The organism is Snuella lapsa (genome assembly GCF_039539345.1).
GTDB classification, from domain to species: Bacteria; Bacteroidota; Bacteroidia; order Flavobacteriales; family Flavobacteriaceae; genus Snuella; species Snuella lapsa.
Window position 1 is genome coordinate 34,596 of sequence record NZ_BAABCY010000019.1, and the last position, 16,004, is coordinate 50,599.

General features: G+C 35.6%; 13 protein-coding genes. 4 read left to right on the forward strand and 9 right to left on the reverse strand.

Annotation, left to right across the window (positions count from 1 at the left end; genetic code table 11):
* Positions 1-7: 7 nt before the first annotated feature.
* Positions 8-994, forward strand: a complete 987-nt coding sequence (locus ABD792_RS03540; protein WP_345004415.1) for a succinylglutamate desuccinylase/aspartoacylase family protein — start codon at positions 8-10, stop codon at positions 992-994.
* Positions 991-1,554, forward strand: a complete 564-nt coding sequence (locus tag ABD792_RS03545) for a 5-formyltetrahydrofolate cyclo-ligase (RefSeq protein WP_345004416.1) — start codon at positions 991-993, stop codon at positions 1,552-1,554. Before ABD792_RS03540 ends, ABD792_RS03545 begins: the two co-directional genes overlap by 4 nt.
* Here ABD792_RS03545 and ABD792_RS03550 read toward each other — a convergent pair.
* From ABD792_RS03550 to panC, 9 genes are all read right to left on the reverse strand, one after another.
* Positions 1,551-3,437, reverse strand: a complete 1,887-nt coding sequence (locus ABD792_RS03550) for a hypothetical protein (protein ID WP_345004417.1) — start codon at positions 3,435-3,437, stop codon at positions 1,551-1,553. The two genes, ABD792_RS03545 and ABD792_RS03550, sit on opposite strands and share 4 nt — an antisense overlap.
* A 250-nt stretch (positions 3,438-3,687) precedes the next feature.
* Positions 3,688-4,308, reverse strand: a complete 621-nt coding sequence (locus ABD792_RS03555) for a lipoprotein signal peptidase (protein ID WP_345004418.1) — start codon at positions 4,306-4,308, stop codon at positions 3,688-3,690.
* Positions 4,309-4,480: 172 nt separating this feature from the next.
* Positions 4,481-4,861 carry a TraR/DksA family transcriptional regulator gene (locus tag ABD792_RS03560; RefSeq protein WP_345004419.1) on the reverse strand — a complete coding sequence of 127 codons (381 nt, stop codon included), beginning with the start codon at positions 4,859-4,861 and terminating at the stop codon, positions 4,481-4,483.
* Positions 4,862-4,865: 4 nt separating this feature from the next.
* Positions 4,866-8,270, reverse strand: a complete 3,405-nt coding sequence (ileS, locus tag ABD792_RS03565) for an isoleucine--tRNA ligase (RefSeq protein WP_345004420.1) — start codon at positions 8,268-8,270, stop codon at positions 4,866-4,868.
* A 216-nt stretch (positions 8,271-8,486) separates the two neighbouring features.
* Positions 8,487-9,845, reverse strand: coding sequence for a DNA repair protein RadA (gene radA / locus ABD792_RS03570; protein WP_345004421.1), 1,359 nt, complete (start codon positions 9,843-9,845; stop codon positions 8,487-8,489).
* Positions 9,845-10,993, reverse strand: a complete 1,149-nt coding sequence (locus ABD792_RS03575; RefSeq protein WP_345004422.1) for an alpha/beta hydrolase — start codon at positions 10,991-10,993, stop codon at positions 9,845-9,847. Before ABD792_RS03575 ends, radA begins: the two co-directional genes overlap by 1 nt.
* 90 nt (positions 10,994-11,083) lie before the next feature.
* Positions 11,084-12,043: a lysylphosphatidylglycerol synthase transmembrane domain-containing protein gene (locus ABD792_RS03580; protein WP_345004423.1), complete on the reverse strand. Its 960-nt coding sequence runs from the start codon at positions 12,041-12,043 to the stop codon at positions 11,084-11,086.
* 4 nt (positions 12,044-12,047) lie between these two features.
* Positions 12,048-12,398: an aspartate 1-decarboxylase gene (gene panD / locus ABD792_RS03585; protein WP_345004424.1), complete on the reverse strand. Its 351-nt coding sequence runs from the start codon at positions 12,396-12,398 to the stop codon at positions 12,048-12,050.
* Between the two features lie 13 nt (positions 12,399-12,411).
* Positions 12,412-13,263, reverse strand: a complete 852-nt coding sequence (gene panC, locus ABD792_RS03590) for a pantoate--beta-alanine ligase (protein WP_345004425.1) — start codon at positions 13,261-13,263, stop codon at positions 12,412-12,414.
* 198 nt (positions 13,264-13,461) lie between these two features.
* Here panC and ABD792_RS03595 point away from each other — a divergent pair, with 198 nt between their 5' ends.
* On the forward strand, positions 13,462-14,271 hold the full coding sequence (locus tag ABD792_RS03595; protein WP_345004426.1) for a glycogen/starch synthase: 810 nt from the start codon (positions 13,462-13,464) through the stop codon (positions 14,269-14,271).
* A 26-nt stretch (positions 14,272-14,297) separates the two neighbouring features.
* Entirely contained in the window at positions 14,298-15,995 is a 1,698-nt protein-coding gene (bamH, locus tag ABD792_RS03600; protein WP_345004428.1) for a BamH family beta-barrel-assembly machinery protein, read from the forward strand.
* Positions 15,996-16,004: the final 9 nt, after the last annotated feature.

Below are 16,004 nucleotides of genomic sequence, written 5' to 3' on the forward strand. Positions count from 1 at the left end.
ATTCTAGATGGCTAAAACCAATAACGACATTTTAACAATCCTAGATATAAATATTAAACCTGGAGAAAGTAAGGAAGCTAGTTTTGATGTTGCCAAACTTCATACTTCTTCTACAGTAAATGTTCCTGTTATTATAGAACGCTCTAAAAAGCCAGGTCCAACCGTATTGTTCACGGCAGGCATTCACGGCGATGAAGTAAACGGTGTAGAAATTGTAAGGCAACTTATTTCCAAAGGGATCAACAAACCTAAACGCGGCACCATTATTTGCATTCCGGCAATCAACATCTTTGGTTTTATTAATTTAAAACGAGAATTCCCAGATGGCAGGGATTTAAACCGTTCGTTCCCTGGTTCGGCCGAAGGTTCTTTGGCTAGTAGGGTTGCCCACAAGTTAATTCATGAAATAGTGCCTCACGTGGATTATATAATTGATTTTCATACTGGAGGTTCTGGTCGGTTTAACGCCCCTCAATTACGCATTGTAAAGGGCAACAAACTTTTAAACGATCTAGCCAAAGTATTTGGAGCTCCTTTTGTTTTGTATTCAAAAAACTTAAACAAATCGTTTCGAAATACATGTTACAAACTAGGCAAACCCTTATTGCTTTTTGAAGGCGGCAAATCGTTTCACATCGACCCTATTGTAACCAATTCTGGTGTTAATGGCTCTAAACGGATATTGCACCATTTGGGTATGCTAAACTCAAAATTTAAAGTATCTACTCCCAAAAAGGGTTGTGTTTATATAGATGAAAGTCGCTGGCAACGCGCTCACTTATCGGGAATGTTTAAGGCATCTATTAAAATTGGAGCTAATGTTAAAAAAGGAGATGTTATTGGAAATATTACCGATCCTTATGGCAAACTCAATCACTTTGTAAAAGCCGAAATCTCGGGCTATATTATTAACGTTAATGAATCGCCCATTGTTTACCAAGGCGATGCGTTGTTCCATATAACCAAAAAATTAAAACGACAAACACCCTTATGAATAAATCGCAATTGCGAAAAACATATAAAGCACTTCGCAATAAACTGTCTATCCAAAAGCTTGACGATTTAAGTTTATCTGTAGCCAATCAGGCCTTAAAATTACCTATTTGGGATTACGACTTCTACCATATATTTCTTTCTATTGAAGAGCACAAAGAAGTTAACACAGAATATATTATGAGTATATTGTCTGGCAAAGACAAGCATATCGTGGTTCCTAAAAGTGACTTTAAAACGGGGGGCATGAGTCATTATTTACTAACAGACAGCACCCCTATAAAAAAAAACAATTATAACATTCCCGAGCCTGTTAACGGCATTGAAATTGAAGCCAATAAAATAGATGTTGTTTTTGTTCCGCTTTTAGCTTTCGACGCAACAGGAAACCGCGTAGGTTATGGCAAAGGGTTTTATGATCGGTTTTTAGCTAACTGTAAACCTGAAACTATTAAAATAGGTCTTTCTTTTTTTGAAGCTGAAACAAAAATTACTGATGTTTTTGAAAGCGATATTACATTAGATTATTGTGTGACACCAGATAAGATTTATTCGTTCTAATCCAGACAGCTTTCACAATATGCTTTTCTTAAATACTCATCTTCAAGCAATTGAAATGTCACACCTCCATTTTCTACAGAATTAAACAATTTGCAAAATCGCTGTTGATTCATATTGATAGCATTTAACATAATTGTTCTATAATTGGGGTCTCGCGTAAGTTGTTTGTTTATTAATGTTAAGTTTAAATAGTAAAACAGCAAATCTTCATCTACATCAATACTTCTTACCTTTCTATCTAATAGTTCTACTGCCATATCATGACTGGCATAATAGCTAAAAAATTGAGCTAAGCTTAAATAATCGTAATTAGATAGAGGAAACTTTTTATAATTATCGTGTATAAACGTGATAGATCTGTCCTTGTTCGCGTAGTCTTTTTTCTCCATTAAATTTTCTGCTTGAATAATGTTATAATTTACCATCATTCTAGCTATAAGGGAACTAGGCAAAACATAATTTTTTAAAGCTAAAATTTGTTTTTTCAACGCTTCTTCATCCACATCTATCGCTTTAAAACGCCATAAAACTATTTTAAGAGCGGCCAAATTATACTTTATCTCTCTATCTCTTGGCACTAACTTTTCTAGTTCTAATAATTCATTATAAACAATTAAAGCCTGCCTAAAATCAATCATATACTTATAGGCTGCATTCTTATTCAATATTTTAGCAAACTTCACCTCTTTTGGAACAGTCATCTTTTGCAAAATATCTGCAGAAGCTTCCTTTATTTTTATTTTTTCAAAAATTGAATTTTGAATTTCCCTGGCTTCATCAACTTTTCCTAAGGTTACAGACTTATTAAATATTGCAAGCAGTGCATTAGCAGATTCTTCACTGTATTTGTCCTTTTTTTCCAACTCTAATTCCAATACAGCTTTTCTATGGTTTTTAAAAATAGGCTCCATTTCCCTTGATAATGCTCCTGCTATTTTTTCTCTAACCCCTTCTTTAGTTAGGGATGACAAAAATTCGTATTTGGTTCCCTTAATATCGTTGAAAAACTCAACCCAGTTCTCAGAAGAGGACACCTGCGTTTTGATGGTCGACTTTTGAAATGATTGCAACGCAGAAACAATACTATTTGCCCTTAGCTGCTGCAATTCTATATTACGATGTGCCACCCCCTCTATAGAAGCGTATGCCTTTATATTTATTACCTTAATATTAAAGTCCGTTAATCGTAAAGAATCATATATTGGTTTTATATCTGCCTGAGAATAATTGGATTTGTTCTTTTTAAAAGGAATTTTAAATTTTAATGTTTTGTTACGAACCACGTAATCTTTATCTGTTGATGCTTTTATTTGTTTAGGGCTATAGGTCAATGAATCTAAATACATACCCATATCCAACAAATCCCAAGCATAGAATTCTAAATCATAAATCACATAATAACGGCATAAGTTTTTATTACTTAAAAACAGGATATTAAACTCTAACTTATCACGAAGCAATCCATCTGGTATTTTCCCAACCAATACCCTAAACCTGTTATCGTCATAAGCCTTTAATCCGCTTTTAAGTTCTTGAGAATATACAGGTTTAAGCAAAACCCCTTTTATTTGTGTATTGTTAATAGATTCTAATTCGCAAACATAACGATCTTTAGTAACTACATCAACTGCCACACCATCCCCTGGATTCTTAAACAACAAATTAAACCAGTTCTTGTCATTTACTTCAAAAAACAGGTTGTCATTTTCTCTTTTGATGGAAAATTTTACTTCAGAAGGCTTCTGATTGAAAATCTGAAAGCACGACCTACACTTTTCATCCCTATCTGTACCTGGGAAAACGATATCGTAGGTGTTTTGAGACAATACATAACTTGCTGATAGTAAAAGAAACAAAGATAAGATGAGAGGTTTACCTTTCATTAATTGAGGGAGATTAAATTGGGTATATTAATAATAGCATTTAAAGATAGTAAATTAACTTGACGTGAAAAAAAACTTACTTGTTAAGTTATTACTAAAAGATTAAGAACTGGTTTAAAATTGATTTATGGGAATTTATTATCACAGCCATCCGAAGATTGACTTAAGACCGCTACGCTTTTAGCTTAAAGAAATTAGGCTATTTATTTTCAAGTTAAAAATTCTATTTCAAGCTTAAAAACGGTAAAACTTATTTTTTAGGAAATGCCTTTTTATTAAAAACAATAAGCATAATAAACCCTGTACTTATTGCCACATCTGCTACATTAAATACAGGTTCAAAAAAATTAAAACGTTTTCCTCCATAAAATGGAATCCAACCGGGCAGGTCGATCTCAAATAAGGGAAAATATAGCATATCAACAACGCGACCGTGTAATAGGGCATCATAGCCCCCAGATTCTGGTAAAAAAGCAGCTACTTGACGTGAGCTTTCATCAAACAAAACGCCATAAAACACAGAATCTATAATATTACCCAGAGCACCAGCAAAAATTAAAGCAATAGATAAGATTAACACTTTAGGACTTTGTTTTCTTGTGGCATCATACAACCAGTAACCTATTCCAAAAATTGCTACTATCCTAAAAAGCGTTAAGACTACTTTAGCCGTTCTGTCGGATATAAATGTCACGAAATCACTAATCTTCGTGCCCCAAGCCATCCCATCATTTTCTATAAAATAGATTTGAAACCATTCAAATACCTTAACACTCTCCTGAAGTGTAAAATGTGTTTTAATATACACCTTGCTTATTTGATCAATAAGTAAAATAACAACGATTAGGAATACTGATTTTTTTAACGACATAGCACTAAATTAATAACTGGTAGTATTTTTGTTCAAGAGCATAAAACTTTATATAAAAAACGTCTCAAATCATGAGACGTTTATGTACTATTTATTCTTTACAATAAAAATATACAAAATCCAAAATACGTTTTAAAAATTAAACGATGGATGTTATATAACATCAAAAGGGTTATTGCATATTCTTAGCTTCAATGCTTAGGGTTGCATGCGGCACCAACTCTAACCTCTTTTTATTAATAAGCTTACCAGTAACACGACATATACCATATGTTTTGTTCTCAATCCTAATAAGTGCATTTTTTAAATCTCGAATAAACTTTTCTTGCCTAATGGCTAATTGCGAATTCGATTCTTTACTCATCACTTCGCTTCCTTCATCAAATGCTTTAAAAGTAGGCGAGGTATCTTCTGTGCCATTATTATGATCATTCATATAGGCACTTTTAATAAGTTCTAAATCGTGTTGCGCCTTCTTAATCTTTTCTTGAATCAACACTTTGAATTCAGCTAATTCCTTATCTGAATATCTTACATTGGTATCTAAGGCCATAACTTTAATGTTTTAGTATAAACAATTTGGTATTTACGTCATCAAAAGCAATTTCTATACCGTTATCTAATTTATCAATAATTTCAAGTTCGTCTGTTAATGTTTCTGTTTTTATGTATGCCATATTAGCATCAACAGCATTAACAATATGCTCATCTTTTTGAAGCTTAACATCTATTCTATCTGTCACTTCAAACCCTGAATCCTTACGCAAATTTTGAATACGATTTACCAATTCCCGGGCAATTCCTTCCCTTCTTAACGCATCGGTAATCGTAACATCCAAAGCCACTGTTAAAGCGCCTTCATTTGCAACAAGCCATCCTTCAATATCTTGCGAGGTAATTTCTACATCCTCAAGGCCTAAAGTAATATTTTTTCCATTAATATCAAGCTCTAAAGAGCCATTTTGTTCAATTTTTTTGATGTCCTGAGCATCAAACTGACTTATAGCACTAGAAACCAACCTCATATCCTTACCAAAACGCGGCCCTAATACTTTAAAATTAGGTTTAATTTGCTTAACTAAAATATCTGAAGCATCCTCTAAAAGCTCCACTTCCTTAACATTAACTTCATGTTTTATCAAATCTGAAACCGCCAATATCTCTTCTTTTTGTTGCTGACTGTCAATTGGTATCATGATTTTTTGAAGCGGTTGCCGCACTTTTATCTTTTCTTTAGCTCTTAACGACAAAACTAAAGACGATATTGTTTGAGCGCTTTCCATTTTTCGCTCCAAACTTTTATCAACATAAGTTTCATCATAAACAGGGAAATTAGCTAAATGTACACTTTCGAAGGCTTCTTTCTTTGTTACCGAATTTAAATCCAAATACAGCCTATCCATAAAGAATGGCGCTATTGGCGCACCTAACTTAGCAATAGTAACCATGCAGGTATACAGTGTTTGATAAGCCGAAATTTTATCTTCCTGATAGTCTCCTTTCCAAAAACGCCTTCTACTTAAACGTACAAACCAATTACTTAAATAGTCTTGGGTAAAATCGGAAATAACCCTTGCTGCCTTTGTTGGTTCATAATCGGCATAATAGGCATCTACCTTGTTAATTAAGGTATGTAATTCTGATAAAATCCATCGATCGATTTCTGGACGCTCTTCTAAAGGAATATCGGCTTCACTATAAGTAAACTTATCAAGATTGGTATATAGTTGAAAGAACGAATAAGTATTATATAAAGTTCCAAAAAACTTACGTTTTACCTCCTCTACGCCTTCAATATCAAACTTTAAATTATCCCAAGGATTGGCATTGGAAATCATATACCAACGCGTTGCATCGGCACCATAAGCCCCAAGCGTTTCAAAAGGATCGACGGCATTCCCTAGACGCTTTGACATTTTTTGTCCGCTCTTGTCCAAAACCAAACCGTTAGACACAACATTTTTATAGGCAACAGAATCAAAAACCATGGTTCCAATAGCGTGCAAGGTATAGAACCAACCACGTGTCTGGTCTACGCCTTCGGCAATAAAATCGGCTGGATATGTTGTGCCTTTATCAATTAAATCGGTATTCTCAAACGGATAATGCCATTGTGCATATGGCATAGATCCCGAATCGAACCAAACATCAATTAAGTCACTCTCTCGACGCATCGGCTGCCCCGAAGCAGATACCAATACAATCTCATCTACAATATTTTTGTGAAGATCAATTTTAGCGTAATTATCTTCTGAGTTGTTACCAACTTCAAAATCTTCAAAGATATCTTTATCCAAAACACCTGCCAATACCGCTTTGGCCATTTCTGCTTTCAACTCTTCAACCGAACCAATACAAATTTCTTCTTTACCATCTTCGGTACGCCAAATTGGTAAAGGAATACCCCAATAACGCGAACGCGATAAATTCCAATCGTTGGCATTGGCTAACCAGTTACCAAATCGCCCAGTACCCGTTGCTTTTGGTTTCCAATTGATGGTTTCGTTCAGTTCGAACATACGCTCTTTAACATCGGTCACTTTAACAAACCAAGAATCTAACGGATAGTATAAAATAGGTTTATCGGTTCTCCAACAGTTAGGGTAACTGTGCTTATATTTTTCAACCTTAAAGGCTTTGTTTTCTTCTTTTAGCTTAATTGCTAATTCGACATCTACCGAACGCTCTGGTGCCTCTCCCTCATTGTAGTATTCATTCTTTACGTACTTTCCTGCCAATGCTCCTATTTCTGGTCTAAAACGACCTTGTAAATCTACCAACGGCACTAAGTTTCCGTTTTCGTCCTTTACCAACATAGGAGGCACTTCTGGTGTTGCTTGTTTAGCAACCAAGGCATCATCGGCTCCAAATGTTGGTGCTGTATGCACAATTCCCGTACCGTCTTCGGTCGTTACAAAATCTCCTGAAATAACCCTAAAGGCATTTTCAGGATTATCATTTGGCAATGCATATGGCAATAGCTGTTCGTAAGTAATACCTACCAATTCACTTCCTTTAAATTCTTTAACAACATAAAAAGGAATCTTCTTGTCGCCTGCTTTGTAGTCTTGCAATGCCGATTGCTCTTCAACTGGTTTAAACTTACCGTCAAACTGCTTAGATAGTAATGGCTTCGCCAAAACAACCTTTATAGGCTCGAATGTATACTGGTTATACGTCTCAACCAACACATAATCAATCTTAGGCCCTACGGTTAGTGCTGTATTACTTGGAAGTGTCCAAGGGGTTGTCGTCCAAGCTAAAAAATGAATATCCCCTTCGTTTTGCAAAAAGTCGGGCAACGAAGCATTGTTAGCCTTAAATTGCGCCACAACTGTAGTATCGGTAACATCTTGATAAGTTCCGGGTTGATTTAACTCGTGCGAGCTTAATCCTGTACCTGCTTTTGGTGAATAGGGTTGGATGGTATAACCTTTGTAAAGTAAGTCTTTATTATAGATTTGCTTTAGTAGCCACCAAACACTTTCCATGTATTTAGGCTCGTAAGTAATATATGGATCGTCCATATCTACCCAATAACCCATTTTTTCGGTTAAATCATTCCAAATCCCAGTGTAACGCATCACCGCTTTTCTACAAGCTGCATTGTAGTCTTCAACCGAAATGATTTTTCCAATATCTTCCTTTGTTATACCTAACTCTTTTTCAACACCCAATTCAATTGGCAACCCATGCGTATCCCATCCTGCCTTGCGTTTTACTTGATATCCTTTTTGTGTTTTATAGCGGCAGAAAATATCTTTTATGGCTCTTGCCATAACATGGTGTATTCCCGGAAGGCCATTTGCAGAAGGAGGCCCTTCAAAAAACACAAAAGATTGGTTGCCTTCTCGTAATGTTACACTTTTTTCAAATATATTATTCTCTTGCCAATACTTTAGAATTTCTTCAGACGTTTTTGACAAGTCAAGTCCTTTATACTCAGGAAATTTAACACTCATGATATCAATATTCTAATCGAGCTGCGAAATTAATGAATTTTGATAAAATAGCGCGTATGGATTACCATAATTTAACGCCATTACAAGTGACTTAAGTGCCGAGTAATTTTTGAAGCCTGTCCTATTATTGAAAAGAACCGCAACAACACCCATCGTTGCAATAAAACAGAGAGATTACCTTGCTACAAACAACAACAAACATGAATCAACCACATCCTAAACTATAAACCCCACTAGATCCTCAATCTTAGAAACCAATTGAATTTTAATTACGGTATTTTTTAGAGATATTTTATTGTATTTGGATACAAAAATGGTAGAAAACCCGAGTTTTTCAGCTTCTAAAATACGCTGTTCCACACGTTGCACAGGACGAATCTCCCCAGAGAGACCGACTTCGGCTGCAAAGCAAATATCTTTTTGAAGTGCCACATCCTCATTAGAGGATAAAATGGAAGCAACCACAGCCAAATCGATTGCTGGATCATCAACCGTAATACCTCCCGTGATGTTCAAGAATACATCTTTAGCACCTAATCTAAAACCAGCTCGTTTTTCTAAAACAGCCAGTAACATATTTAATCGCTTTACATTAAAACCGGTAGCACTGCGTTGTGGCATACCATAAACAGCTGTACTTACTAAAGCTTGCACCTCTATCATTAAAGGGCGCATGCCTTCAAGTGTTGCCGCAATAGCATTTCCAGACAATTCTTCATCTTTTTTAGACACAAGAAGTTCTGATGGGTTTGTTACTTCCCGCAATCCTGAACCCCGCATCTCGTAAATTCCCAGCTCGTTAGTAGACCCAAATCGGTTTTTATGTGCTCTTAAAATACGAAATACATGGTTGCGATCACCTTCAAACTGCAAGACCGTATCGACCATGTGCTCTAATATTTTGGGTCCTGCAATATGCCCATCCTTGGTAATGTGTCCAATTAGCAAAACCGGTGTTGCCGTTTCTTTAGCAAACTTAATAAGCTCGGCAGTACATTCTTTTATTTGGGAAATACTCCCAGACGAAGACTCAATATAATCACTGTGCAAGGTCTGTATAGAATCCACAATAACAATATCTGGCCCTAAAGCTTCAATTTGCTTAAATATGTTTTGTGTTTTTGTTTCTGTTAAAATATAACAATTGTTATTATCGGGGTTAATGCGTTCGGCTCGCATTTTTATTTGCTTTTGACTCTCCTCACCCGAAACATATAGGGTTTTATACGGCAACTTTAATGAAATTTGAAGCAACAGCGTACTTTTCCCTATTCCAGGCTCTCCACCCAACAATGTTAAAGACCCTGGTACAATACCGCCTCCTAAAACACGATTAAACTCCCCATCCAGCGTATCCATTCTTGGTTCTTGGGACAAGTCGATGTCTTTAATTCGTAAAGGAACAGCCGCTCGTTTTACTGCTGACGTTGGCGATTTCCAATCATTCTTTTCGGCTTTTTGGATTACTTCTTCAACAATGGTATTCCATGCCTTACAAGCATTGCACTGCCCTTGCCATTTGGCATATTGCGTACCACAACTTTGACAAAAAAAAGTCGTTTTAACTTTTGCCATTAGTACCCGAAATCTTCTTTAATTAAGTCTGCCTTTTCCAACATTAAGTCTTTTGTAATACCTCCTATTTCATTAAGTGCATAGGCCGACTGATAAGTTCTCATAGCTTTTTTCGGCTCTCCTGTTTCTTCATAAAAACGTGCTAGGTAGTAATTCCCCAAAAGTGTTTCGGGATAGGCCTTTCGCGCCATTTTACCAAGCGCTTCGAAATATTCAAATTCTTCAAGCTTCTCAATAGCAGCTGCAATAGCTTTAAAATCGTTGACAAGAATTTGTTTATCAATACCAAATAACTCTTTAATTGTTTGATATTTTTCCTGAAGATAGGCCACTGGCGAAGTATCTAAATTAAGAATTGTTTCTTTGTATTCCTTTTTACTGATTGGTTGAAACACATAAAAAATACTCTCTATAGCTTTAGGTATAGCATGTGCAGGTACAGAATAATGGGAAGCCCCTTCGAAACTATCAAAGTTGTACAATACACTTTTATTACCTAAATCGGCCAAACTTTTGTTTAAGCCCCCTACTTCCTCTTTTATAAACTTAACGTCATTAGAACAGGTTGCTAAATAATAAAACACCTTCGTTTGCATTGCACTCAAGCGCTCAACAAGATAGTCTTGCATTTTTGGTGCCAACTCTGGACTAACAGACACATATCCCTGAAAAACAGGTTGCGCCTTCAGTAAAAAATAATTGATAAAATTAGCTGTTGCACCGTGACCCACAGCTACCCTGAAACTCTCAGTTCTGTAAGTACGTTCTATGTAAGGTATAAGCTCCATACCAACAAACTCAAAAAAGCGCGCTCCTTTTTCTATGGGTAATGAGTTTTGATCGGAATAGATACAGTCGTCTTCGCGATCGTCTATCTGGTTAACACCAACAACTATGGCTTCGGGCATATCTTCCCAATACGAGTAATAGTCTACATTACCAGCAACCGCCTCGAACAAATAATCTCCATCAAAAACAACGAACAAGGGATACTTTTTATCCTCATCATCATGATAACCTCTTGGCAATTGGATTTTAAGCTCGCGGGATTTTCCCAATTTAACGGATTCGATAGACTCGTATACAACCTGAGCCTCAGTAAGATTAAAAAAACAGAACAACAACAAAAAGCAGGCAATTGGTTTCATGTCTAATAAATTTGAGATTTATAATGCAAGGTATAAAATTAAGCCAACCTTTAAAAATAAAGCTTTTGATTCCTTAGGGCACTAATTGGATTATAAACGCTTCTTTCGGTTATAAACAGGCAAGTAAACTAAAGATAAGCCTCCAAAAACAATAATCATTAAGGTTTGTGATGCCCACATAATCCATCCAAACGCAATACTAGGGTCTTCCGAAATACCAAAAATAGAAAAGGCCAAAAAGACAGCTACAGGATACGAACCAATACCTCCATTGGTGGCTGCTATACTAAAACTTGCAGATATAAAACCAACTAAAACTACTCCTAGTGTAATCCCCTTTAACTCTACAACAGCAAATGTCGTTACATAAAACATAACCAGGTACATTGCCCAAATAAACAGGGTATGAAATATAAAAGGCCACTTTTTTTTCATTTTAAAAACACTCATAACGCCTTCTACCAAACCATTTACAAAACCCCGTATTTTAACTGCTATTTTTGAACTTCCAGTCTTTATATAACGTAAAAAGAAAATGATTGCACAAAAAAGTACTACTGCAGCTACACCTATTTTTATTGGATTAAATCTTTCGTTAAAAAAATTATAAATAAAATCGAATTGAAGAAACAGGGTTGTCACAATAATTATAAGCATAACCATTAGATCTGCAATGCGCTCGGCTACGATGGTCCCAAATCCCTTTTCGAAAGGCACCTCCTCGTAATTCGTTAATATAGACGCTCTTGCTACTTCCCCAGCCCTAGGAATTGTATAGTTTATTAAATAGGCTGCAAAAACAGCCATCACACTGTTTCCTAACCTAATCTTATACCCCATTGGCTCTAACATAAACAACCAACGGTAAGCCCGCGACAAATGACTAAGAAAGCCAAAGATCATGCCCAAAACAATCCATTTATAATCGGCTTTTTTTAGATATACATACAATTCTTCCAACGAAACCTTAGACAGCGAATACCACACTAAAAAAACTCCCAAAAGCAATGGGAGTAAAATTTTTAATGTTCTTTTTATCTTCGGATTCAAAAAATTATTTTAACAAATTTGTCGCTTCATCGGGGAAGACCAAAGACGGTTTAAAGACCTTGGCCGCTTCAATATCCATAAATGCATAGGTTATTAAAATCAAGGTATCTCCAACCGAAACTTTCCTAGCCGCTGCCCCATTTAGTGTTATTTCCCCACTATTTCTAGGTCCAGGTATACAATACGTTTCCAAGCGCTCTCCATTGTCGTTATTAACAATTTGAACCTTTTCTCCTTGAATAATATTGGCAGCGTCCATCAAATCCTCATCAATAGTAATACTACCAATGTAATTTAACTCTGCTCCAGTACATTTTACTCTGTGAATCTTAGATTTTACTACTTGAATTTGCATATGGCAAAGATAATTAATTTAAAGCGATATTATCTATTAGTCTAATATCATCTGCGTATACCGCTATAAAGGCTCTGTATGATTTTTTATTCGTTTTTTCTTCTACGGGTTTTAAAGTATTGGTATCTGCTATAATAAAGTACTCCAACCTTAACAAGTCTTGTTTAGAAAACTGACTTTCAACCCATTTCACCACTTCACTAGCACTTTCTATGCCAAATTTATCCTTGGCAGCTAATAAAGTTTTATATATAAAAGGCGCTACTTCTTTATACTCAGGTTTTAATCGCACATTGCGAGAACTCATTGCCAAACCATTAGTTTCACGATATATTTCGCAACCAATTATGGCAACTGGAATGTTATTTTTTTCGACTAGCTTCTTTATTATTTGCAACTGCTGAAAATCCTTCTCACCAAAATAAGCTTTATGTGGCTTTATAATTTCGAAGAACCGCTTCACAATGGTTCCCACACCGTCAAAATGTCCTGACCTGAATTTGCCTTCCATTTCATATTCCAGTCCATCAAAATCAAATTTTTGAGATATGGTGTTGCCTTCGTAAATATCTTCTACACTTGGAGCGTAAACTAAAATACGTTCTCTGTCAACTTCCTCTAACAATGCAACATCGTGTTTCAAAGTTCTAGGATATTTTTCTAAATCATCTTGATTGTCAAACTGTGTCGGGTTTACAAAAACACTCACAACAACAATGTCGTTATCGTCCAAAGCTCTTCTCACCAAAGCCAAATGACCTTCATGCAACGCGCCCATGGTAGGCACTAAACCTACTGTAAGCTGTCTCTCTTTTAATACCTCAACAGCATTGCTAATACGCTGTCTCTCTGAGTAAACTTCCACTTTTTAATAAAAAATTAACGGGTGCAAACTTAATATATTAAGGTGACTCTGCATAAATTTTTGTACTTTTGCGTGTTTTTTATTGAGAATTTTACTGAATCGACGCATTTATGCAACAAGCTAAATAGTACGAATTCGAAAAAAACAAATAAAACAGCATGTTGTATACGACCATTAAAAGTCAACAAAATCTAACATATGAAAGATAAGAGGATATTGTACGTATCATCTGAAGTAGTTCCTTATTTACCTGAAACCGAAATTTCATCCATGTCGTTTGAAGCACCTAGATTGGTAAATCAACAAGGTGGACAAATAAGGATATTCATGCCTCGATACGGAAATATTAATGAACGTAGACACCAATTACACGAAGTAATAAGACTATCTGGCATAAACCTAGTAATCAACGACTTAGACATGCCTTTAATCATTAAAGTAGCTTCAATTCCTAAAGAACGCATTCAAGTTTATTTCATTGACAACGATGAGTACTTCAAAAGAAAAGCAACTTTAACCGATGAAGACGGCTCATTGTTTTCTGACAATGACGAACGCGCTATTTTCTTTGCCAAAGGCGTAATAGAAACCGTAAAGAAATTAAACTGGGCTCCAGATGTTATTCATATTCATGGTTGGTTAGCTGCTTTACTACCGCTTTACCTAAAGGAATATTACAATGGTGAACCTTTGTTCAATGAAAGTAAAATAGTTACCTCTATATACAATCAAAGCTTTGAAGACACGTTAAACAAGGACATGTTTAACAAAATAAAATTTGACAATATTGACGAAACAGCTTTTAAGGATTTATCAGAACCATCCTACACCAACTTAATGAAAGTTGCTATTGATTATTCTGATGCGCTGACAATAGGTTCTGAAGTTATTCCAGAAACATTAAAAACCTATTTAGAGGCATCTAGCAAACCTGTTTTGGAATATAAAAGCAAAGATGAGTTTGGCGATGCCTATACAAATTTTTTAAACACCCAAGTTTTAAGCTAAGTCCATTTTCGCTACACATTTAAGATATGAAAAAGATATTTAAAGCCCTTAAATTTACCTGCTTATCACTCTTTACAACATTGTGTTTTGTTGCCTGTGATAAAGAATTTGTTAATGTAAAAAGCAATGTTATTGGAGAAGAAAATGCCAATTTTAACACAGACAACAACTCAATCCCTATACTCGCTTACAACAAAAAGCTTAGCGCTTTACAGATAAATAATTTATCTGCCAACTTATTTGGTGTATATAACGATCTTGCTTACGGAAGTACTACCGCCAGCATTGTCACCCAAGTAGTACCGAACTCTTTCAATCCGGACTTTGGAGAAAACCCAGAAATAGAATCGGTTATTTTAAGAATCCCTTATTTTAGCAAACCTGATGGCACCGACAATGAAGGCAACACAACATACAGCATTAAAGACTCATTGTTTGGCAATGCAAACGCTCCTATCAAACTATCAATTTACCAAAACAATTATTTCTTAAGGGACTTTAATCCAGATTCCGAAGGGGCACAAAACTATTTTTCAAACGGAAATAGTGGCAATGAAACGGATAATTTTGCACTTACCGAAAATGCAACCATTAATTTTGATGAGTACAAGGGAGAACTTCTTTATAAAGATGAAAACTTCACCCCAAGTAGTGAGGTAATCGTAGTAACAACAGGAGAAGGAGATGACGAAACCTCCGAAAGACTAACCCCTTCAATACGCGTTCCTTTAGACAAAGCGTTTTGGGAAACACTAATATTTGACAAAGAAGGCCAACCGGAATTAAGTAATTCCAATAACTTTAAAAATTATTTCAGGGGTCTACACATAAAAGCAGAAGCTACAGGAGATAATGGCAACATGGTGCTTTTAGACCTAGGATCAACAGACAGCAGCATAACCATTAATTACACTAAAGACTCTACTGTAGAAGGCGAAAGAGTTGATGCTACTTATGTCTTAAAGTTTTCGGAAAATCGCTTGAACACAATTATCAATAAATACGATCAGGTTACATTAACCAACGGCAACACAGAAACAGGCGATGATAAACTTTATTTAAAAGGCGCCGAAGGTAGTATGGCCGTAGTTGAGTTATTTAGTGGAGAAGCAGAATATAAAGACGAAAATGACAATGTTTCTATTCTTCCAGCAATAGATGCCTTTAAAAAGACCTATAGGAAACTAGATGAAAACGGCGATTATATTAAAGAGAATGATAAGTATGTATTAAAAAAACTTATCAACGATGTACAATTGGTTATTTACGAGGATGAAAACATGCCGACACCTCCTCCTGTTGATGATAAAGACTACCACCATGCCGATAGAATTTATGCATTCGATATAAAAAATGATTTGCCAACTATTGATTATCTAATAGACCAAACTGATGATCCTTCTAATCCTTTCAACTCTAAACTTATCAGTTTAGGGAGGCGTTTTAAGGATGATAACGGGCGGGCTAAATATAAAATTCGTCTTACTGAACATATTAAGAATATTTTACTAAGAGACTCCACTAATACAAAGCTTGGCTTAGTACTTTCAACAAACGTTACTGCCACCCAAAATGCAGAAATACTAAACAGTGAGGACGATGTAAAAAACATCCCTGCAGCAGCATTTTTAACCCCTAGAGGCACGATTTTACATGGAACTAAAGAAAGTGTTCCCCAAGATAGAAGAATGCGATTAGACGTCTTTTTCACTAAGCCCAAATAAAAATACAAC

Coding starts and splice junctions, on each gene's coding strand:
- ABD792_RS03555 (WP_345004418.1), bottom strand. CDS start 4,308: ATGTCGTTAAAAAAATCAGTATTCCTAATCGTTGTTATTTTACTTATT.
- panD (WP_345004424.1), bottom strand. CDS start 12,398: ATGCAAATTCAAGTAGTAAAATCTAAGATTCACAGAGTAAAATGTACT.
- ileS (WP_345004420.1), bottom strand. CDS start 8,270: ATGAGTGTTAAATTTCCTGAGTATAAAGGACTTGACTTGTCAAAAACG.
- radA (WP_345004421.1), bottom strand. CDS start 9,845: ATGGCAAAAGTTAAAACGACTTTTTTTTGTCAAAGTTGTGGTACGCAA.
- ABD792_RS03550 (WP_345004417.1), bottom strand. CDS start 3,437: ATGAAAGGTAAACCTCTCATCTTATCTTTGTTTCTTTTACTATCAGCA.
- ABD792_RS03595 (WP_345004426.1), top strand. CDS start 13,462: ATGAAAGATAAGAGGATATTGTACGTATCATCTGAAGTAGTTCCTTAT.
- ABD792_RS03560 (WP_345004419.1), bottom strand. CDS start 4,861: ATGGCCTTAGATACCAATGTAAGATATTCAGATAAGGAATTAGCTGAA.
- ABD792_RS03575 (WP_345004422.1), bottom strand. CDS start 10,993: ATGAAACCAATTGCCTGCTTTTTGTTGTTGTTCTGTTTTTTTAATCTT.
- ABD792_RS03545 (WP_345004416.1), top strand. CDS start 991: ATGAATAAATCGCAATTGCGAAAAACATATAAAGCACTTCGCAATAAA.
- bamH (WP_345004428.1), top strand. CDS start 14,298: ATGAAAAAGATATTTAAAGCCCTTAAATTTACCTGCTTATCACTCTTT.
- ABD792_RS03540 (WP_345004415.1), top strand. CDS start 8: ATGGCTAAAACCAATAACGACATTTTAACAATCCTAGATATAAATATT.